Genomic DNA, 23,814 nt, shown 5'->3' on the forward strand with positions numbered 1-23,814 from the left:
TTATCGCTTAACTGTTAAAAACCTACGGATAACCCCATTACAAAATTTCTCGAAGGAGGAGTCATTGAATCATCCTGTACGTAGCTAAATGGATTATTAAGTCCTCTCGAACTCACATCAGGATCCACTCCTTTATATTTCGTCCAGGTAACCAGGTTCTCTGCTGTAATGTAAATACCCGCTCTGCTCACTTTAAGCTTGCTAAGAATGGCTTTATTAAAGTCGTACCTGGCTGTGACCGACTTAAGTCTTACAAATGAAGCATCCGAGACATATCGGTCAGAGCCCAGCCAGTTATAGCCACTTCTGTATAAAGCGCGGGGAACATCTGTAATATCCCCTGGATTTCTCCATCTCCTTAATACAACGGTGCTTTGATTTTCGTAGGCATACATGTTAGTGGTGGTCATCAAAGTCCTGTTTATTAACTCGAAGCCAGACTTAAAGCTGAAAAAGGCCTGTAATTTAATATTACCTTTAAACGTGACAGAGGGCCCGAAACCGCCTGTTACTTTGGGGTTGCCATTCCCCAGGTAAACCAAATCATCTTCGTTAATATTTCCGTCTTTGTTGATGTCCTCATACATGGCATCCCCGGGTTGAAAAACATAATCGACATTAGGATAATTATACCTCATGTATACTTCCTGTCCGTTGGGGCCTTCGATTACATTACCTTCGGCGTCCCGTGCGCGGGTTTCATCCGCGTCCGTATATACACCTTTGTACCGGAAGCCATAGAACGAACCGAAAGGATTGCCTTCCTGCAAATACGACCGGTATACTCCGTTGTTGATAAGCCTTCCGTCGGTGCGCGGATAATATTCCGAGACCGTCTCTATGATGTTAAGATTCTGGGCAATATTAAAGTCAAATCCTACCAGCCAATTTTTTGAACGATATGGTACTGTATTTAATCCTACTTCAAAACCTTTATTCACCATCACACCTACGTTAGCTGAGATGCGGTTATAACCCGTGTAACTCGGAATAGTAAGGTTATCGAAGAATAGGTCCTTAATGCGGTTGTTATATACTTCGACATCCAGTTTCAAACGGTTCTTAAACGTCCAGAAATTAAATCCAAGGTTTCTTCCAACGTTTGTTTGCCAAACCAGATTGTCCAATCCAATACTACCAGGAAGAACACCAGATTTGCCCAGGTAAGTGGCATTAGAAGGTACATATGTATTATAAAAGCTATAGTTATATCGCGGTTGCTGGCCCGACGCGCCGTAACTGGCTCGTATACTCAAATCGTCTATCCATTCAACCCCATCCATAAAAGGCTCTCCTGAGATTCTCCAACGGGTAGATACCGAAGGAAATATACCATAACGGTTATTTGCACCAAACCTGGAATTTCCATCCAAACGAGCACCAACGTTGATAATATACCTGTCGAGGAGAGAATACTGGTTAGACAAAACTACCCCTAGAGTGCGTTGCTGCCCAAAGCCTGATTCCAACCTAAGCCCTGAGGCATTTACCCGGGCAGGATTCGAGGGATCCTGCAGGTAAGATGAAGCTGTGTTAGAAACCGTAATGCTTTGACTATTGGACTGATTATCCTCTGTTTGCAACGAAAGCAAAGTTTGCAGACTATGCTTCTCTCCCAGCTTCGGAGTGAAGATAAGGTTAAGCTTAGTGTTAACCGCGAAAGCATCACCATCATTATCGTCCGCCCGATTAACAGAAGTCTCTGTTGACGGACGTCCTGTGGCTACTTGAGGTAGGAAGCGTTTCGTTTTTGAATTATTAATATCGAACTGAAGGTCGAAAGTTGAGATAAGCAAATTATCTGGCAAAATATCATACTGTAGTTGAAATTTCGGAGTGATCCGTTCCCCGAACAAACGACTACTGGCTTCCTGAGCCATTGCCAATGGATTAAAGGTACTTGGATATTGACCCTGAATGTTGCTTACCGGAGATAAATAGTTTGGCGTTTGGTTACCAAATTCGTCATACTCGCGAATAGCCATGTTAGGCATCTTATTGTAAGCTACGTTCCGAATAGCACCGGTATAATTTAAGGTGTTATTAACATGCGTATAAGTGAAATCGGAACGAAAACGGATGCGGTTAGATACATTATAATCCAGATTGATTTTGGTTGTAATCCGGCTCAGATCGGTACCAATGGTAGTACCTGTAGAGTTCAGATAGCCAATAGACGCGTAATAGCGTGCCTTTTCACCGCCACCCTGCATCGAAACGTTATGATCCTGAGTATGTCCTGTCCGGGTAATAGCATCAACCCAATCGGTATTGTTACTATAATTGTAAAACTGATCTGGGATTAGAGGATCGTATAAAAACTCGGGATATGCCCCGATGTTAATTGGCAAACGCCCCATGTTGTTTACAGCTTCTGGAATCAGGTTCGAATACTGATCCCCGGAAAGCAAAGGAATCGGTTCCGGCTGATTCGACATGGTCCCGCGGAAATTATAATTAAGACTGGGTTTACTCACTATACCGCGTTTAGTATTAATAACCAACACTCCGTTCGCCGCTCTGGCGCCCCAGATTGCTGTGGATGCAGCATCCTTCAGAACAGTAATATCTTTAATATCTGAGGGTGCAATGTTCAGTAACTGAGCGTAACCCTGCTCATCGGCTGTACCGAAATTAAAGTCGTCGGGAATTTGCGTTTCATAAGGCATACCATCCATCACGATAAGTGGATCAGCCGATCCGTTTATAGAGGCAGTACCACGGATACGTATCGACATTCCCGCCCCCGGATCACCCGAGGACGCCCCGAAATCTACTCCGGGCATACGTCCCTGTAACGCCTGGTCTATAGATGCTGCCGACAACTCCTCTAAATCCTTGGTACTAACTGTAGAAGTTGCGACAGTAGAATTTCTGGCATCAATATTTAATCCAGAACCATTATTAATGGTACGCTGGCCAGTGATTACTACGTCTTCCAGCTGATTTATGGTGGACACAAGCGAAACGTTAATTACAGCCCTGCCATTAATGGGTAGTGATTGAGTTTTGTAACCGATAAAGGATACCTGGAGAACGCTCTCAGAACTAGAAACGAGTAGAGCGAAGTTTCCGTCGATATCAGTGGTCACCCCTCTTATTATACGCTTGTCCTTATCCAGCTCTACTACGGATGCACCTATAACCGGCTCCTTATCCTTCGAATCAATTACCTTGCCCCGCACTGTAAGTCGCTGTGCGTTTTGCGCTACAACGGTACTATAACAAGCTATGGTAGCACTAATTACCAATAAACAGAGAGCTTTATAGAATATCTTGTTCATATTTTACAGTTTATCATTAAAATTTCAAGACTTTGTTAATAGAGTGTATAAGTGCTCTGTTACTTATATTATTACTTACAGGCAAATTAACCGTCGCTACATTGGGAGTTGGCGTGTCATCTACCAGTTCCATTGTACCCGGTGCCTTGTTCGGGGCGTATCTTACTGTAAGAATGCGCGACTCATTTATAGCATTTTTTAATATGGTTGTAAATGCTCCCTCTTTCTTACCGTCGACTGCAACTGAAGAATTTATCGGCATATTCATAATGGAATATTTGATCATCCGCTCTACGGCGTCTTTCTGTGCAGCGGTTTGAGTCGAAGCATTAAAGTTAGGTGCTCCCGTGATTGGATCTCCTGGCAATCTTCCGGCCTTAACCGCCTCTTCAATTGCCGCATTGGTTGGAACAAATAATGTATAGAACCCACCTAGTTCAACGCCATCTATTATTGTTTTAGCGGCATCAATCCAAAGAGCCGATTTTTCTAAATACTTATAAAAGTGCGAGTAGCTGGAACTGATCGCCGGATCAGTAGAATTCGCCAAAGTCTTTAGTGTGTATCCGGGGTTGATATTGTCTTCCGCAAATTTCAGCATTCCGTCGGTCACGTAGGCGTTGCCATTCACTGCCGATCTGACTTCCTTAATCGCGACTTCAGTGCCCTCGGCAATATTGCCACTAGCATAAAGTTTCCCGTTATTGTATCTGATATATTCGCCATTAAATGCTTCAATGATACCCTCACCCGCAAAATTTTCCGCCTTTTCTGTAAGTACTGATGTACGAATCAGTCTGCTAATCAAAGCTCCGGCTTGTCCTCCGAACGAAGGATTAAGGCCAGAGCCGGGCTTGGCATAACCCCATTGGCTGGTATTCGGATCGTAGTCGAAGCCAGCAGCCATTAAGTCGGCATCAGACATAAGAAACATAGATGTTTGGGCATTAGGGGCAGTAACATAATCCTTAACATCTGCAGATCCATCTATAGCGCGGGTCATAAACGCATAGTCTGGGTTCAGATATGCATGGCCGTAAACAGTACGAAATACATCGGCCTCTTGCGGCTTATTCACACCAAAAAAGTTCCCGTTACTAAGTACCTTATTCTCTATGATGTTCGACTGAGTAAACGTGGCGACTTCTAATTGCGAGTTCTCAATATCTTGTAAGCCGGACGGCCACAGGGGCACAACCCACATATGCGAATTAATAAAATCCAGAAGAATGGATGCAGGTGCGTTATCAAAAGAACCTCCATAATATTTTAAAAGCTCTGCCACATATGTGTCTAATTCTGCATTCCTGGGAACCGCTATAGACCACGACATATTCTGACCATCGGTTTGTCCTCCTAAATAGCCTTCGTTGTTCGGAGCGAAAGCCAGCGACTGGTAAGCTTTTATAAATACCGAATCGGAGTTTCCTGTAACGGCGTGATAACGTTTAGTATAGTCGGCGTTAGGTACATATACTACATACTTGTCTAATAAGGCCTTGAATTTACTATAGTCCGGGTTGGAGGCAATATATTGATCAATATTGGGTAGAGCCTCTATCACTTCATCGATTTCATGTATAATTCCGTTCTCGGCCGGAATATCTGCTGCAACTACTTCGGCTTGTGCTACATGGAACCCCTTGAACGTTTTACCAGGATAGAATTTAGAATAGTCGCTGTGGTCAATATTATTGGCTGTCAGTTGCTCATCAATAAAATAAGGGATGTGTTTGTTATTGTTCTCGCCAGCCACATAGTTTATGCCATTACGACTACTGTTGACCACCTTTCTGCCATTCTCAGAGTATACAAAATCGTAGTATGCCGTTGTTCTTCTAAATGCGCCATTGGTATCGGGGCCTACAGGCGTCTGATAAAAACTTAACTGATCTTTACGATACGGATTATATATCAATCCGTACAAAGCAATTTTCTGGGCTGTCTCGACATTAATATCTGCTACGCTGGAGATGCCCTTTTCCTGAAAGTACTTTTCAAACGCCTGATCATTAGGAGCAAACATAGTCCATGACCCCGCTTTACCTAAAATCTCTTTGTAGCCAGATTTATCAATCACCGCCAGGAGATTCGTGAAATTTCCCCTCGCTTGTAACTGCTGATAAATAGGAGGCGCCAAATCTGCCGGTCTTCCATAATATTCATCCCAGTCTTTTTTCTGACAGGCAGAAAAAAATAGGATAAAGGACACAAAAAAGAATAGGCCATTTATAATTCTCTTCATATAAATTTTTGTTGAGTGTAAAAAAGTATTGAAAGCTCTCTTGGATTAAAATCCTTTGTCGGTTGTGAGCGAGAAAATAAAGAGAGAAAAAGAAGTAAGTAAAGGTTCTGCCATAGTTTAATATTAATGGTTAATTCTGGTTTGAAATTGATACTTAGTGTAAGAACACCGTGGTTATATTCCTGCAAGTTACCAGCATAAAAAAACGACAGCAACCTGTAGTGTCCTGATAAGGAGCCTATCGCATCCTGAACTGTCCTGCTCTATTTTTTGTACCTGTTGAAAAAAAAATAATCTTAAAAATAATCTATCGATACAGTCCAAAAAACGCCAAAACAATAACAAAACAGTCAAATTTTTAGTATTATTTAAAAACACCTGGCATTAAATCGAAAAATTCACCGCATAACACTCGTCTACAAATACCACCCTTCAAAATTGTCGGCTATACGAATCTCCCACAACATTGACGACGTATACCACCGAAAAATTTCGACAAAAAACGACCATAAAAATACACTTAGTGTATTATCCATGAACAGCACCGGAATAATGACTATTGTAAACGTAACGAACAACGCAGTCCCCCCTCTCAGCCCTCTGCTACATTAATTTTTTAAATAGTGGCTGACTTCACAAGCAACGTTGGAAGTACAACTATTAGCTGCTAATTATCGGTTATGTATAACGCTTCGTTGATAATGTGCATTAACTCATGAGAAAACGACGCATTTTGAACTTTCTCCTTTAAGGCTTCCAATTTTGCCAGATCATATCCACTCGCATTTCTTCGTATCAATCTGTCTAAAGCCGAATCAATATATTCACGCACCCGCTCTAGCTGTTCTACCCGTCGCATTTCTGCAGCAAGCAAATTTTCCATATTCGATCGGTGAATATGAAGTCGTTGATTATCGGACGCATTAAATGCCCGCTTCATTAAAACCTCATAAGAAAATGTTTTAGCAAAATTGTCTGGTGTAGTTACTTTAGTCTTAATCCTCATACTCGAATACGTTGAAACCCTTCTTTGTGAATGAAGGTTAATTGGTCGTTTGGAAGTATCGTCTCCCTAATTGGTGTCTCTTGTATCAAAGATGCTGGTGCAACATTAAAAACAGCTTAAAATAAAATCAGAAGTAAAGCAAGACCGTAATTTTTATCATTAAGCAACCCGCGGGTCGGGTAACTGAGGACTTTAAACCAACAAAGGGAGTACGTAAAGGTCTATTAAATCAATAAAAATGAGAATTGTTAAAAAGGGAGATTTGAAGATTAGGAGGTTGGCAGAAGGTTAAGGCCTTTTTATAAAACAGACCTTCAGTTGATTTAAATTCTTTTCAGGAACCAGATATTGGATAGTACCGTTGTGATATTGCAGAATGCGCTTAACGATGCTTAACCCCACTCCACTTCCGGTCTTATCGGTTACGTTGCTTCCCCGAACAAAGGTATTGAACAAGGCAGATGTGTCTGCGATTTCAGGAGTCTTTCCGGTATTGCTAATCACAACTTCAATATCTTCCGTGCCTAACCTTAAAATGCAGCTTACAAGCTTATTATCCGAATACATATAGGCATTTTTGAAAAGATTACGGAAAGCCAGCTTCAAAAGAATAGGATCTCCCTCGATAACCAGGTTCTCGTCTCTTTCCATATCGCCTTCAATTTCAAATTGGAATCTAAATCCCGCATCTGTGGCAGACAGCTGCGATGCCTGGTCAAAGATAACCTCGTCTAGCCGGATGCTTTCAAGCACTTTATCAGCATTATTGATCTGCGATAAAACCAATAGTGAGGTTACAATATCGGATAACTGGTACATATCTCCTGAAACGTTTTTAAGCCCGTTTCTAAGATCGCGATCTAAACCTGGTTGGCGGAGAATATTTTCCAACTGGGCGGTTGCCCTGGCTATTGGTGTCCTTAACTCGTGTGAAGCGTTTCCAGTGAACTCCTTTTGGCGGTGATAGGCGTTGTCGATCCTATCCATCATCTGATTAAAAGAACGTGATAATGCATCCACTTCATCATTCCCTTTTGAAAATGAAAGGCGCGTATTAAGATTCTTATCAGTGATCTCCTGGATTTGACTCCGAACTTCATCGAGCGGCTTCAAGCTTCTCTTACTCAAATGATAAGACACCGACCATACCACCGTCGCCCCGAAGACAAAAGCGCCTGCCAGAAGGTATTTAAGGTAATTCATGTAAGGATTATTATATACGTCCAGGGCCGAGGTAAGCACATAATAATATTCTCCGCCGTCTACGTATAGCATTCCAATTACATCGTAGTCTTCTTTTCTTTTGATAACAACTTTATGCTTCCTTAGCTGTTCAAAGTCTTTTGCTGTCCAGTTGAAAGTATAATTATCGTTGCTGGTATAAAGACGACGGAGCTTACTGTCGTATACCGTAGTTTTTTCATTATTCAACCGGGTAGTTCGGTTCCTGTCGAATAATTCCAAAGCCTTAATATCAATACCTTTAACGTCTACGAGCAACTTTACAGTAGTCTCCGCCCGCTTGATCAACCGGTTTTGAAATTCATTTCTTCTGAAATTTGAAAACAGTACAAACACTGCGCATAAAACAGATCCCAGCAGCACAGAAAACAGCAGACTAAAAATAAGGGAGAACCGCTGTTTTATGTTCATGCTAATCTATATGCTTTAGAAAATATCCATATCCCGGGCGGGTATGAATGAGCTTCGGATGAAAATCTTTATCGATCTTAGCCCTTAAAAAATTGATATAGACTTCAATGGTATTAGTCCCTGTTTCGAAGTTGGAGTCCCATACCCGCGATGCAATAACTTGCTTGGACACTATTCTTCCATTCGATTCGGCTAACACCTCGAGCAATTTGTACTCCTTTGGAGTAAGAGCTATGTTTTTGCCATCGCGATAAACAGTCATCTGCGTAGCATTGACCACCAGATCTGCTATTTTATATATCAGGTCGCCTTTATCCAGACCAGCACCTCTTCGTAATAAAGCTCGGATCCTTGCATTTAACTCATCGAAATGAAAGGGCTTAACCAGATAATCATCTGCACCGAATTCAAGGGCTTCTACTTTATCAGAAACAGCTCCATAAGCCGTGAGCATTAATACAGGAGTCTGTTTGTCCGTCTCTCTTAATTTACGACATACTTGCATGCCATTATATTCCGGTACATTAATATCGAGTAAAAAGAGGTTATAACTTCCCAGATCCGCCTTGAAAAAGCCGAGACCATCAGTCACGATATCGCATTCATAGCCCTGGTTGTTTAAAAAGAGCTTTATCTCTGAAGCCATCGTGTTGTCATCTTCCAAAAGCAGGATTCTTATATCAGACATAAACCACTCATTAAATTATTCTTACCTCTCAAAGTTGACCGCTAATTAACGATATTACTTTCCCCAAAATGGCTTTCACAAATAAAGATTAGACAATAGCTGAAGCTAAGGCTGATAATTTAGCAAAATTAATTATTATTTAGCAACCTGTGATATCCGTGTCGCTACGGCCACTTCCTATTATTGTCTGTATATCAACAATGTAGCAACCGATTCTTTTGATCAAATTATCCAAAGGACTACTCTAACGAAAAATCAATAACCAAAAGCTATACTAACCAATGTACCCAACTTAGGAATATAGCCGTCCTTCGGATCCGGAAAAGGTGGTTTATAATATGGCAAATACACCTCGTTACGCAGTATCTCTGTCGAAACGGCTTGCCTTTTATCGATAACGAACGCATAGGGCCATCCATTCGCCCTGAACAGTCCGTTTGTAACATAGGTAGCGGCATAATAACGGTTGCGCCCCTTGGGCTCGCCGTTGTCATACACTTCCGATTTTGAAAAAGGATCGTACGTTTCATAATACAATATTCCATCAACCTTCTTGTATCCTTTCACCAAAATCCAATGGCCGGTGGTGGAAATGGTTTTATCTAACAAAGGATAAAAGCGGTTGGTATATTGCTGCTCCAGCTCATTATATGGGATAACCGAAAAATCAGTCAGGAGAATCACTAAATTGCCTCTGTCGATATGCTCGGTCACATCCAGGGGGTCTTTACTGAGAGTAATCAACTTAAAAAAAATATTCCTGCTGGTAAACTGACGATCCACGGCTTCGGGGTCCACCGGCCCGGCGGGCCCGGTACCACGCATAGAGGCCACATCAATACTATTATACTTAAAGATATCTACCCATTTCAGCGCCATAGCAACACAAGCAAACGCACCGTTAACTTTAGATCCGCTTCCTGTACCATCCTGGGCCACATACCATTCATATTCTTTTACTAAGCGTTTCTCTTCTGTAACTACGTTTCCCAAACCAATCCGGCGGTTGTTTGATTGCATTCTTACTGTCCAGTCCGCACTTCTTCCATCAGAAGACGTAATTCTGTAAGTTACCGGATTTGTAAAGTCATTAGGGGTATCGCTGCTATACTGCCGTACACCATTTACAGTGGCTATTGCGCCTTCCGACAATTGAAATATCGCTATTAACGCCCTTCTGTCAATAAAATCGGCAATATCAACTACCACCTCCTTCCTCTCTGCGTTCAGCGCACTTACAGTTCCCTTATTAAAAACAAGAGAGATGATTTCGTTGCCGGCCGGCTGCTGTACCGGTGTTTCCTTACAGCTAACGAAAATGAGAGTGTACAGTAGACAGTATATCAGATTTCTCGGCATATCAGTTTTTCAGGTAATAAAACGCAATGAGCTTCAGTATAAACAACAAAACTGTTGGATACAAAAATAGTATCCAACAGCTCCAATTGCGTGTTACAGGTTTCCCTAAAAATTAAACGGCAAGTACCAGTTTTTTACATCGGTACCCAATGCATTAACGCCGGCAGGCACGGGTTTACCCGCAGCAATAAATTTATCTGCAATAACATCTCTAAGAAAAGCACGGCCACTTCCGGGTGTTTCTTTTTCCCTTCTAAGTGCATGACGAATAAGCGTCGGCCAGCGATGCCCTTCGAATGCTGATTCCAATGCCCACTCTGCAATCATGATGTCTTCCATTGCTGTCCTGAATGCAGCCTCCTTACCCGGCAAAAATGGCTTGTGATAGTTGATGTATGACTTCACTCCTGGAACGCTCATATCGAAAAACTGTGAAGAATCAACTTTTGTTTCTGCCAGGTTGGCGCGTAGGCGCACACCCAGTTGATATGACCATAATCTTCTATAGTTAGGAGAATCACCGAATCTTGCATCGAAATAATAATCCGGATTAGAATCGAAGCTTTGCATCTCGTTTGTTTTATTAACAACAGATGGCGCAACCACTCTGGCATACACATCTCTAATTCTAGAATTCACAAACGCATACGCCAAGCTGTCTCGTCCGTCGCGATTTGCAGATTCTGCAAATTTTAACGTAAGATCGCCCCCGCGGCTTATGATCCACTTTCCGGTAGTTTCAAATTGATTTACAGGATTGTAGTTGGGGATAATTTTTTTGATATAAGTATTGGTACCTACCCTGGTATAGCTCACGCCCTCGCCACGGGCATTATCAGATGGAGAACCGTCAGTCCTGGTTTGGTTACGCCAATTTTGGATAGCTTTATCTGAAGGTTTGATAAGGTAGCTGTTAGGTGCATATAATTTTATAAAAGGATTAACCGGGGCAAAGTTCCTGTCGAAAGGGATCTGGTTAATTATCTCGTTGTTCTGAACACGCTCGCCAAATCCCTGGGTAAATATCTTGTTCCAGCTTGATCCTGCAGTAGACAAATCCGAGCCGTTCGAACCAAGGGTTAATGCTGCATAAGCGTCGTTATTTTGAACCGGATCTCCTCCATTATAATTAAATAATTTTTTATAATAATGGCTTGCCTGAGGGTAATTGCCTTTCCACAAATATAAATCTCCCATCAGCTGCTCTTTATTAATAAATATTTTGGCAGGAGCATAACCGTCTATCGGCAATAACAAGGAAGTACCTGCAGGTATCCGTGTTAACGTCGGTAAGCCCTGCATCACATCGATCAGCTTGGTTAGTAGCTCATCAAAACTTAACTTAGGATATTTTGACTCGTCTTTGGCAGCTTCAATAGACTGCAACGGATCTGTGATATAAGGAACGGTTCCGTAATGTATCCCTAGTTGTAGATATAACCATGTGCGTAGGGCAGCTACCTCAGAATACCTGATATTGTAATCCGCCTGCAACAGTCTTTTGTTTGCAAGCATCAAATCAAAGTTGTGCATCACGTCATTACAATTAATAATGATTTCGTAATACGGCCTTGGATTTGCCCAGGGATTACTGGCAGATACATTATGATCGTTTATCTCCCTGAGATAGTTATCCGCCTGAGGAGTTACGTCTTCCAGATCTGCTCGCAGCTCATTCAACACAAGGTATTTGTCTGCTATTCTCGTCACTTTCCCATACAGCCCAAGAACCGCGGCATCGGCATCAAAAACATTCTGATATGCCTGAGAGTAATCCAGTGCATCCTCTGGCAACAGATCAAATGTCTTTTGGCAGGAAAAGGTGCTCATGCCCAGCAAGAGTAACATCATTCCTCTAAAAACTCTTTTATTGCTAATTTTCATATTTCAAGCTTAATTTCTTATAAACCTACTCTGATTCCTAATTGAATAGTTCTGAACTGCGGTTCAAGCCCTACATCTATTCCCTGCGAGAAGATACTTCCGGTAGCACTGAATTCGGGATCATATCCTAAATATTTACTGATCGTGAACACATTATTCCCGCTGAGGTACACTTTGGTGTACTTCAGAGATTGTGTTCTCAACGGCAGATCATAGGTAACAGAAACCGTGCGCAGACGCAAGTATGAACCATCTTCTATCCAGCGGTCCGAAAAACGCGAGTTTTCCGCAGGGTCGCCAAGTGACGCTTTTGGTACATTAGTTTCCTGTCCTTCATATCTCCAGCGATTCAATACATAAGGTGTCTGATTTTCAAAGCCATTCATTGATTCAAGCCTTCTTCGTGTGTAATTATATACGTCGTTTCCTACCGAGAATGTTAACATTGCATCAAAGGAAAATCTCTTCCATCCTACAGTATTGCTCAACATTCCGGTAAAATCAGGATTCGGATCACCAATAACTTGTCTGTCGTCAGCGTCAATAAATCCATCATCTTTACTGTCAACAAATCTCACATCGCCAGCTGTAAACGGCACAATAACACCGTTCTCGCGACGGCTTTGCGGGGCTGCTGCGGCTTCAGCGTCTGTAGTATAAACGCCATTGGTTTTATAGCCGTAGAACAAATTGCTAGCCATACCTTTTTGGGTAAGTATCGTTGCCCCGGCATATTGAGTCAATAATCTGTCTCCAGGAATCCTGGTTATCTCATTTTTAAACCTGGATATGTTCAGTCCCATATCCCATCTTACTTTTTTTCCAAGTAAACGTGCCGTCATACCTAGTTCTGCACCGGTGGTGCGCATTCCGCCGTTATTGGAATATGCAAAATCGAACCCGGTTAATGGAGAAACTTCTTCCTGAATCAGCATGTCGAAAGTTCTGTTCCTGAACACATCAAAACTCACGTTAAAACGCTCTTTGAATAAAGATGCATCCAATCCGAGGTTTAGTTTTTCAACAGTCTCCCACTTTAAGGCAGTGTTAGGAATATTTCCTCTTACCAGACCCTGAAGACCGAACAGGTTTTGTGCGCTGTAGTATTGACGGGCAGTGTAATTGCCGATGTCATTGTTCCCTACCGAACCGAAACTAGCTCTTAGTTTTAATACATCTACAAAATTGGCATTAGCCATAAACGACTCAGAAGAAACCAGCCAGCCTGCCGCTATAGAGGGCATTACAGCGATCTTATTTCCATTGAACGTTGTCGCATTTGGAATATCCCGTCCAAAACGAGATGAACCATCTAAAGCCACATTTAATGACAAGAAATACTTATGTCTGAAACCGTAGTCGGAGTTGAGGTATAAATTCGCTGTACGCCATAATCCGTTACTTCCGCTGACCTGTCTGAGAGCAGACTGCCCGTTTCCAACAGTTACATAATCATCTGTAGCCGCATTATATCCCAAGCCAAAATCTGATTCACTTTTATTATCGTCAAACCTGAACCCCAGATTTGAAGAGAGTGCATGAACATTGTTGAATGTCTTATTATATCCCAGACGGACATCGTTAAATAAAGAATAGAGACGCTCAACGTTGCTTCCGGAACGGTTTCTGGCTACAGCCCTGCTTAGGGTGTCAGCAACGATTCCATTTTCAGGAATGAACATATTCTCACGAACCTTACTGAAGGTTACGCCTGTAATGTTCTGTAAACTAAGATTTTTATTGAACTGATAAGTAAATCCGATTGAGCCCATGAAGCGGTAATTCCTGTTTATGCCAATCATATCATTTACTGCTACAACCGGGTTACTTATTTGAAAGGCATCCACATCAGAATACACCGGGGATAGAGAGCCGTCTTCCGAAGTAACATTAGGAGAAAGAATAGGCGCTTTAGCGAGTGCGAGATAGATAGGATTTGTATTAACAGCAATTCCCTGATCTCTCAAATTTTGCTGATTAGACACAAACGACAGATTTGCATTCCCTTTGAACTTGGTCGACAGGTTTAAGTCGGCATTAAAGCGGGTCTGATATCTTATCATATCGGTCATATTGGTAATACCTTCATTCTTAAGGTAACCTACCGCTAAACCATACGTGGCGATATTATCTCCACCTGTTACTTTCATGTAGTAGTTTTGATTGTAACTATTCCTGAGAACCTGGTCTTGCCAGCTTGTATTGTAACTATAAGAAGGAGAAGCCTGCATATAAGGCCTGGACTGTATGATAGTTTGCGACTGTGCAGGAGAAAATCCTTGCCTTAAATAAAAATCGCCAAGAGCATCTGTTAAATAAGACCGGTAGCTTTGAGCATCCAATACAGGTAATTTTGACGCCGACGAGTTAAATCCACCATAAGCTGCAAAATCAATTTTAGTCGCTTGCTCTTTAGCGCGGGCTGTTGTAATCAAAACGACGCCATTGGCAGCACGAGTACCATAAATAGACGCCGTTGCATCCTTTATCACTGTGATATTATCAATATCTTTCAGATCGATATTAGCCAATGGGTTTTCGACATGCCCCGATATCAAAGAACCGCCATAATCACCCGTATCATAGTAAATTCCGTCTATTATATAGAGGGGCTGATTGCTCGTAAATAAAGAGTTAACCCCTCTTAAAAATACACTTGCTCCGATACCCTGGGTTCCCGAACGTCTGATAGCGTTCAAGCCCGCTACACGGCCCTGTAGGTAAGTATCCGGACTCTCTGATATCCTTTGCCAGCTGTCTGATATGTTCAACGTCTTAACCGCACCCACCGTTGTATTAAACAACTTTCGGCTATTTGGGAGAGTTACTGCATCATACTGAGACGTAAATGTGTCCTCGTATAAAACCGCTGACACCGAATTACGGCCCCTCAATGCAATTTCCTTTGTATTAAAACCTGAACCGGAAATTACAAGGTAGGTGTTATAATCGGGTACAGAAACGCGGAATGTACCGTCCGCATTCGTGATTGCTGCAGAGTACCCCGGTACACTGATACTTATACCATCAAGTGGCTTGCCGGTAGCAGCATCTGTGATCGTTCCGGTTACCCGCTGTGTGCCGGTATTGACACTTTTAGTAGTATCTAAAACGGCATTCAGGGAATCCTGCCTGGCGTAAGTATTTGCAGCGGTTGCAGCTACAAACAGGCTCAGGAAGAGTAACCGCTTAATTATTGTTCTATTTATATGCATAATTCAGGTATTTTAAAACTAATCATTTAATCAGGGTACCGGCACTAGTTTAATATAATCCAGATACATGTCGTTTAGAGGAGCAGTTGTGGATGCCGCGCCAACCTGATATATAGCCAGCGTACGCTTTAACTCATCTTGAAATGGATCAATGCTTCTCGAATAGTAGCGGGAGGCAGTAAATTCTCCGAGGTATTTCTCGTCGTAATCTGTTTTATATAAATACTTACCCGAAATTGGATCAATCTGGTGAGCATTCGTAGCCGGATCCAGAACCGGCAGAACACCATGCATTACATAGGGGAATCCCGGAGTTTCTACCAGAGGATTACCAATAGCGAAACGCATCTGAGAAAAAACTATCGTTGAACCCGCCACCAGCGGGCTGGCTTTTGCTGCAGGCACTATATTAAAATCTTTTGGAACCCTCCAGTAAACTTTATACTTAACCTTATGAACCTCGTTAGGGCGATACCTCGAGAAATTTATATTCTGCGCATGGCCTACCCTGTATAAAAACGTGTAAAAGCTTCCGTCGGGATTCCTTCTTGAGCGCTTTTCAAAGGTTCCGTTTGTTGCTTTAACCATACTAAGATTCTGATCTGCAGTATTTACCGTATTATTAATGGATTCACCCTCAATAATGATAGGCTTTATTTTAGTGTACTTATCATAAGTTCCGCTCCCTAAGTCATAATTAATACTACTCATAACATACACCACACCGTTGCTTACCTGATGGGTCTCCACAACAGCATTTTTGTCAAGGTGGAACCTTACACTGTCGCCAACAGATAGCACAGAAGCAGGAAAGTTATCCTTATCAAGAAAGCCTTTAAAAGCAAGGTCTTTAATTACATTAAATCCGGTAAGGCTGTCCGTAGTATCTGCATTGCTCGTTTCAAAGTACTTTCTTAGCTTGGCCTTTTCCGCAGTAAATGCAGCATCTGTTAAAAGAATATACGTAAACGTGGAATCTTCGTGACTGATGTCAGACTGACGCAAGGCAGACTCCGCCGCTGACGGCCGATCGGAAAATTGGCGCTGCAAAAATCTGTTCTGGGTATAAAAGCCTGTCCCCGGTTTAAGTATTGGCTTTCCGGTTAGCGGATCAATCCCCGTAACTTCGGCTCTTGCCGGGTCATACCTGGTGAAAGTAATAGTTTCCAGCTCTTGTTTTTGCAACGAGTTTGTCGACATCACCAACTGCCAGGCACTTGGCTTAGGTGTGATTGCTGTACTTATTATGTGAAGTACCCCATTCCCCAGATATAGGTCTTTACTCGTCATCACCGATCCGTCTACCGTGGTAGGCGTAAAACTTACGCTCTTTTTATTTAAGGTCTTAACCCGCACCATGCCATTCTTGGCTGAAGCTGTCAAAAATGAGAGGTTCGATATATGATTTGCAACGAATAATTCAAGCTTGGCTTGAGTATTTATTACCTCAGGGTCAAGGGCCTGCAAAGCTGCATTAGTTGGAGCCCATACGGTATACGCTTTCCCGGTGCCCAGAGTATCATCGTAATTTGTTTGTACAAGGTACTCGGCAAATTTGCTCAGGTCGGGATTTGAATTGATCCTGTCAAGTAATTGAGAAGAGAAATTAGGCTCGGTTACCGCGGTATGATCATCCCATTTCTTTTCACAGGAACTCATAACTGCAGTGCACATTAAAAGCAATAGTATCTTTTGTTTCAATAAATTCATGTTTTTAAATTTAAAATCCTTTAAAGTTCCGCGGGGCCTCACCCGCAGGAAATTGTATGCTATCTTAATGTGTTCCCGGGTAATCAGTAAAGTCTGGAGTTCCATCAGGTCTGAACCTTGGTAAAATTTGCGACGGCCAGTCTTTCGGAATAAAATGAATCATATCCAGGTTATTCGCGTTCTGGCTGTTTCTGATTGCCTCCATCCTTAGCGTATGCTCGCCGGTGGTTTCAATTTTCATTAAGCCAAGGTTCTTAGCCTGCCAAGGTTGATTATAAGGAAATGCAATTTTATCCCACGGGTTGGCCGGATTACCTGTTGAAGTATAAAACTTCCAGCCCATTTGTTCTAACGTTTTGGTATCGCCAAAAGGAATTGGTTCTGCAAATGCAAAGGTCTTAGGCGAAGGGTCCCCCCCATCAATCCTTACCCTTGCAGTAGTTCCATCTGATGCGGGCCATGTCCCGGACTGGTTTTTTCTTCTCCAGCACACCCATACATAATACTCCCCGCGTACTATCACCGGAGTTTTCATATCAATCCAGGGCTGACGGGCATTAGACGCCACATTTCCCAAAAATAAATTCAAGTAATCTCTGAACACCCAAGCATGACCAGCGCTCTGACCACCGCTTACACCGTTTTGATACGTAAATCCGTCCCCTGTTTTAGGCCAATCCCAGCCTTTTACAGGACTTGGAGCCGTCGCGGAAGTCTTCCTAAACGCTGGAGGATTCGTGCTTCCTCCCGTTCTGAAAAATCCAGAGTTTCTTGTTTCCGGCATATCTGCAACATCCCAGTAAACCGGGAAGGGCACGCGTACTTTTATAGCAAAGTGACCATTAGTGGTACCTTGAGCGGTAACAACATCCCCATTCCCGTTAGTATAGGTATGGTTATACTGATATGGTCCAACTGTGTGCAACACCCCGTTAATCGCCGAAACATCACTTTTTGCTTTAACGATCTGGACGCCTGGTTCGTAGTTTCCATTAAACTCCATATCATCAAGTATAATCTCGCGGTTGCGAAACTTTGCCTGCACTATTTCCGGATACGTAAGAGTGATGTGAGATTGTGCAGAAGCGATATCCGCAAGATACTTGGCACCAAGAAGAATATGGTAAGCCAGATATTTATAAACTCCGTTCTCAGGATTTTTCAGGTCAGGGTTACCTGAATTATATTTAGTCTTCAGATCTTCAAAAGAGAGGATATTTGCGGCCTGCAGAACTGAATTAGGTTCTGCGATTACAGTAAGGAACCGCTCGTCTGGCTTTGGATTGTCTACAGGCGAAATATTAAGAGCATTGTATAAACCCGTAGCCTCCAATGCCTCAGTAAATATCGAAAACTCAGCAGGGTTAGCCTTTAACATTTCTGCTACCGTCAACTTTGCAGGTCTCAATACGTTATCTATAACATGAAGGTAACCGTTACCCAAACGCACATTAAACAGATCTACATTGGCCTGACGGTTAATAACGACATTTGTCTGTCCGGATGTACCTGAGTTTGAAGATCCTGTAATCAGATACTGCCCTAGCATTGTTAATGTATTTAGTTTACCATCTCCAAACTGTCTTGAGCTGATTGTATCCTCAAGTAAATGGAAACGTACCACACGTCTTAACTCTTCAACATCCAATTGCTCGACAGAGGTTTTGCCCATGTCTGCAAGATATCTTTTGACACCTTCGTTTGTTGGCGCGAACATGGTATAGTCACCGTAGGCCTGCAGAAAACCAGAATTTCCGGTTATCTCCAATATTTTAGTCCATTCTGAAAATTTTTCAGGATCCTTCTCCAGGTACCCGGTAATATTAACTTGACTACTGGTTGTTGATACAAACGGTTCTTTTTTGCAACCAACCATAGCCAGGATCATTACGCATAATGCGAGTACTGAGATCCGATGTATATTAATCTTTTTCATAAAATATTTTAATTGGTTTTATAAAATGGGTTTTGCTCCAGCAGCTTATCCGCCTGTAGTTCCGATGTCGCGATTGGTAAATAATGACTCCGGTAATCGCGTAGCTTATTAGTAATCGCTTCAATCCTGTCACTCGGAGCCACTGCAGCTACCGCATCAATAAGCACCTGAGCCTTTCGCTCATAATTATTACGCTTAGCATGTCTCAACAGATCAAACCACCGCTTGCCCTCAAAAGCAAACTCACGCGCACGTTCATTCAAAATATAGTCAGAAACTTCGTATGCAGAACTTGGGTCAGCAGGTTCGGCGGTAATAGCCAATGCACCAGCCCTGTTACGAATAACATTCACAATATCCAATGCTTCTTGTCCCCTGTTTGTCCACGCAAGCGCTTCAGCTTTCATTAATAAAACATCCGCATATCGGTAAACTATCCAGTTCTTATCTGAAGTGTTGGCGCTAACAAGTCCTGTCCCTTCATACGAGGTACCGGCATGCTTCCATAGCTTTCCTCCAGCACCCAAACTATAAGAGCCGCCGTTTGCACGTATATCCTGAACAGTCGGGGTAGCGGGATCTGGTATACCGAAAATCGCATCCATGCGTACTATTTGGGCTGAATATCTGTAAGTATCTCCTGCAAGTACCGCAAACCACGGATTGGTAGTCTGCCGGTCAAACTGGATCTCAAAAATTCCTTCTACCGAATTACCATCAACATAGAGTGTACGGAACCAGTTTATCGGATCGGAACCATCAATCAGTCCGAACTTCCCAGAATTTTCGATCCTTTCACATGCTTCAATACATTTAGCATACTCTTCACCCCATAGGTAAACATCGGCTTGCAATGCGCTTACCGAATACTGCGTCAACCTGCCTTTATCCTTGCTCAGATTTCCCGCACCATAGGATTCAGGCGCATATTGTATTGCAAAATCTAGATCTGCTACTATTTGTTTATACACCTCTTCCTTAGAGCTTTTAGGTAATTGCTCAATTTGCGAATCGGATGAGCTGGCTTTTAACTGTAAAGGTACTTCACCCCACAAACGAAGTAGATAAAAGTACATCATCGCACGCAAGCCATGCATTTCTGCCAGATAAGCATTAAGTTGTTCCTGACTCAGGGTGTTATCATTCCCGGGGACCTGGGGAGCAAACTGAATTACCGTATTACACGCGTTTATAGTGGTATACAACGAAGCCCAGTTAACCAGGTTACTGTTCGGAAGGATTTCATGGTACCAAAAGTCAAGTTCATTGTTACTCGTTAGCATACCCACTCCCATCATATCCGCCCTAAGTTCGCCCCACACCAGCATCCGCCATACCAATCCCGGGTTTCCTGAAGTACCGGCAGGCAACAACGTAGAGTATGCTCCGATTACAGCGGAATTGAGCTGCTCCTTGGTCTTCCAGAAATCCTCGCGGATAATACCGTCCTGGGGCTTCAAGTCAAGCCATTTATTGCATGATGAGGCCGAAAAAACCATCATCATTAACAGAAGTTTAAGTTTTATATTTTTAATCATCTTAGTACAATTATCGGTTAGAATCCTACTTGTAAGCCCATCAGTATATTTTTGGATGGTGGGGTCATCGCATCATCCTGTATAAAGCTGAAAGGTTTGTTAGGTCCTCTCGCAGACACATCCGGATCTACTCCTTTATATTTCGTCCAGGTTGCAAGGTTCTCTGCGGTTACAAATATGCTGGTGTTTTTCACCTTCAGTTTGTTAGACAGATTCTTACCAAGGTTATAGCGGGCAGTAATTGACCTCAATCTCAAAAACGAGGCATCAGACACATAGCGGTCTGAACCCAGCCAGTTGAAACCATCGCCATACAATGCTCTTGGAACATCTGTGACATCACCTGGGTTACGCCACCTTCTCAATACCACGGTACTCTGGTTTCCGTAACCATACATATTAGTGGTATTCATTAATGTGGTGTTAATCAAGTCATGTCCAACTTTATAAGTAAAGAATCCCTGAAGCTTCAAATTGCCCTTGAATGTAAACGATGGCGCGAACCCGCCGGTAAACAGAGGGTTACCATTTCCCAGATAAACAATATCATCCTCGTTGATATTACCATCTTTGTTAATGTCTTCATATATCGCATCACCAGCTTTGAAAACATAAGTATTCAAAGGATAATTATATCTCATATACTTCACCTGACCGTTAGGGCCAATAATCTGATTACCTGCCCTGTCTCGGGCAATTGTAGCATCGTCATTAGTATAAACGCCTTTGTATCTAAATCCATAAAACGATCCGAATGGATTGCCTTCCTGAAGGTATGACCTGTAAACTCCATTCGATATGGCTTTACCGTCTGTACGCGGGTAGTACTCAGAAACTGTATTAATTACGTTTATATTTTGGGCGATATTAAAATCAAATCCAATCATTAAATTTTTGGAGCGGTAAGGAATAGTATTGATTAATACTTCAAATCCCTTATTAGTCATCGTACCGACATTTACAGACAGCTTAGTATAACCTGTATAGGCAGGGATCTGAAGATCATCAAAGAAAAGGTCGTCGATTCTGTTACTATAAACGTCGAACTCCACTCGAAGTCTGGATTTAAAGGCCCCCAGGGTTAGACCAAGGTTCCGTCCAGTGTTAGTTTCCCATTTTAGATTATCCAGGCCAATAGCGTCAGGCAGAACTCCAGAAACACCATCGTAAGCAGCGCCTGGTCTGTAAGTATTATAAAATGTATAATTCTTACCCGGTTGTTTCCCACTTTGTCCATAACTGGCCCGCAGCCTCAAATCATCAATCCAGGCGGCATCCCGCATAAACGGTTCACCAGATATACGCCATGCAGCAGAAAGTGAAGGGAAGAGTCCATAACGATTCTCTTTCCCGAACCGTGAATTACCATCTAGCCGTACGCCTGCGTTGAAGATATAGCGGTCTAGCAAAATATACTGATGGGTTGTAACAATGCCCAGGGTCCGCTGCTGACCAGCGCCTGCTTCGAGCTTCAAATCACCATTTTGAGTCCTGCCAGGATTTGAGGGATCACGAAGAGCGGAAGATGCAGTATTTGCAGTTAAGATATTTTGATTAATCCCCTGGTTATCTTCTGTCTGCACAGACAACAAACTCTGCAGGGTCATTTTTTCGCCCAGTTTCGGCGTATAAATAAGGTTCAATTTTGTATTTACAGCGAAGGCATCTCCATCACTATCAGACGTTCTGTTAACATTAGTCTCTGTAACCGGGCGTCCCGTAGCAATTTGGGGAAGGAACGATTTAGACTTTGAGTTATTGATATCGAATTGAAGATCAAAAGTAGAGAGCAACAGTCCGGGCAAAACGTCATACTGCAATTGGAACTTAGGTGTTATACGCTCACCATACAGGCGGCTATTTCCTTCGTTAGCCATTGCAAGAGGGTTAAATGTATGGCGCGACCCTTTAGGATCATCTATATAAGATCCTTGGATATTAGATAATGGTGAATTATAGTTCGGCGTAATATTACCATATTCGTCGTATTCATAAATAGACATGTTTGGCATTTTACTGTAAGCTATATTACGTATAGCACCAGTATAATTTAACGTGTTGTTAACATGTGTATACATAAAATCCGACCTGAAGCGGATCCGGTTTGAAACCGAATAATCGAGATTTACCTTGGTAGTAACCCGGTTAAGATCCGTTCCGACAGTAGTACCCTTGGTATTAAGATAGCCAACCGAAGCATAATACCTTGCTTTTTCTCCACCACCCTGCATCGAAATATTCTGGTCTATAGTATGGCCGATCTGGGTAATGGAGTTTATCCAATCATTATTTCCGCTATAGTTGTAAAAAGTACTTAAAGTTTGCGGATCGTATAAGAACTCCTGGTTGGTTGCAATGTTGAGTGGGGTACCCCGGTTGTTCCAGGCCTCAGGGATCAGATTAGAATACTGATCTCCGTTAAGCAAAGGAATTGCTTCTGGTTGTTTCATCCTGGTTAAGCGCATATTATAAGCAAAACTAGGCCTGCCAACTACTCCGCGCTTAGTATTAATTACCAGTACTCCATTTGCTGCTCGGGCACCCCATACAGCGGTGGATGCCGCATCCTTTAATACTGTAATATCCTTAATATCAGAGGGTGCAATGTTTAATAGTTGTGCATAGCCTTGCTCGTCAGCAGTTCCGAAGTTGAAATCATCAGGAATCTGAGTTTCATAGGGCATACCGTCTAATATAATCAGTGGTTCAGCAGAACCATTAATAGAGGAAGTACCGCGTATACGGATTGACATGCCGGCACCAGGGTCACCCGAAGTAGCTCCGAAATCTACCCCCGGCATACGTCCCTGTAATGCCTGGTCAATAGATTGAGCCGACAGTTCTTCAAGATCCTTGGCGTTGACGGTAACGGTAGCATGAGTATTATCCCGGGCATTAACATTTAATCCCGTGCCTGAAGAAACTACAGCTCTACCAGTAACAACCACTTCATCCAGTTGCCTGTCAGATACCAGAGAAAAATTGATAACCGTCCTGTTATTAATGGATTGAACTACTGTTCTGTAGCCGATATAAGATACTTGTATCGAATTACGTGGATCAGAAACAGGCAAAGCGTAATTACCGTCTATGTCTGTAACAGCTCCCCTTACCGTACGCTTATCCTTATCTAGCTCAACTACCGAAGCCCCTGGAAGGCCTTCTTTATCTTTTGCATCGGTTACTTTACCCCTCACAATAATTCTTTGGGTACCCTGAGCCTGAACACTGGCACTAAATATAAATAGAGCAGCTGCTATAACCCAGAATATTTTTAGATATGGCTTCATATATTT

Annotated in this window: 12 protein-coding genes; all 12 read right to left on the reverse strand. The window is 42.4% G+C overall.

Going from position 1 to position 23,814, the window contains the following annotated elements:
• Nucleotides 1-14: 14 nt before the first annotated feature.
• Complete coding sequence (locus J3P43_RS00580) at nt 15-3,284, reverse strand: SusC/RagA family TonB-linked outer membrane protein (RefSeq protein ID WP_255897813.1); 3,270 nt, start codon at nt 3,282-3,284, stop codon at nt 15-17.
• Between the two features lie 16 nt (nt 3,285-3,300).
• Nucleotides 3,301-5,529 (reverse strand): fasciclin domain-containing protein, encoded by a 2,229-nt coding sequence (locus J3P43_RS00585; RefSeq protein WP_255897814.1) that lies wholly within the window; start codon nt 5,527-5,529, stop codon nt 3,301-3,303.
• A 667-nt stretch (nt 5,530-6,196) separates the two neighbouring features.
• Nucleotides 6,197-6,535 carry a hypothetical protein gene (locus J3P43_RS00590; RefSeq protein ID WP_255897815.1) on the reverse strand — a complete coding sequence of 113 codons (339 nt, stop codon included), beginning with the start codon at nt 6,533-6,535 and terminating at the stop codon, nt 6,197-6,199.
• 288 nt (nt 6,536-6,823) lie between these two features.
• The gene (locus J3P43_RS00595; RefSeq protein ID WP_255897816.1) at nt 6,824-8,188 is read right to left on the reverse strand and encodes an ATP-binding protein; all 1,365 of its coding nucleotides are present in this window, start codon (nt 8,186-8,188) and stop codon (nt 6,824-6,826) included.
• 1 nt (nt 8,189) lies between these two features.
• A complete protein-coding gene (locus J3P43_RS00600; RefSeq protein ID WP_255897817.1) occupies nt 8,190-8,876 on the reverse strand; it encodes a response regulator transcription factor in 687 nt (228 codons plus the stop codon).
• 255 nt (nt 8,877-9,131) lie between these two features.
• The gene (locus J3P43_RS00605; RefSeq protein WP_255897818.1) at nt 9,132-10,235 is read right to left on the reverse strand and encodes an SGBP N-terminal domain-containing protein; all 1,104 of its coding nucleotides are present in this window, start codon (nt 10,233-10,235) and stop codon (nt 9,132-9,134) included.
• Nucleotides 10,236-10,340: 105 nt separating this feature from the next.
• Entirely contained in the window at nt 10,341-12,086 is a 1,746-nt protein-coding gene (locus J3P43_RS00610) for a RagB/SusD family nutrient uptake outer membrane protein (protein WP_255897821.1), read from the reverse strand.
• 50 nt (nt 12,087-12,136) lie between these two features.
• Entirely contained in the window at nt 12,137-15,334 is a 3,198-nt protein-coding gene (locus J3P43_RS00615; protein WP_255897823.1) for a SusC/RagA family TonB-linked outer membrane protein, read from the reverse strand.
• Between the two features lie 30 nt (nt 15,335-15,364).
• Nucleotides 15,365-17,044 (reverse strand): fasciclin domain-containing protein, encoded by a 1,680-nt coding sequence (locus J3P43_RS00620; protein ID WP_255897824.1) that lies wholly within the window; start codon nt 17,042-17,044, stop codon nt 15,365-15,367.
• A 64-nt stretch (nt 17,045-17,108) separates the two neighbouring features.
• Nucleotides 17,109-18,980 (reverse strand): fasciclin domain-containing protein, encoded by a 1,872-nt coding sequence (locus J3P43_RS00625; protein WP_255897825.1) that lies wholly within the window; start codon nt 18,978-18,980, stop codon nt 17,109-17,111.
• Nucleotides 18,981-18,988: 8 nt separating this feature from the next.
• Nucleotides 18,989-20,518, reverse strand: a complete 1,530-nt coding sequence (locus tag J3P43_RS00630; protein WP_255897826.1) for a RagB/SusD family nutrient uptake outer membrane protein — start codon at nt 20,516-20,518, stop codon at nt 18,989-18,991.
• Between the two features lie 17 nt (nt 20,519-20,535).
• The gene (locus J3P43_RS00635; RefSeq protein WP_255897828.1) at nt 20,536-23,808 is read right to left on the reverse strand and encodes a SusC/RagA family TonB-linked outer membrane protein; all 3,273 of its coding nucleotides are present in this window, start codon (nt 23,806-23,808) and stop codon (nt 20,536-20,538) included.
• Between the last annotated feature and the right edge of the window lie 6 nt (nt 23,809-23,814).

This window comes from Paradesertivirga mongoliensis (assembly GCF_024436395.1).
GTDB classification, from domain to species: Bacteria; Bacteroidota; Bacteroidia; order Sphingobacteriales; family Sphingobacteriaceae; genus Paradesertivirga; species Paradesertivirga mongoliensis.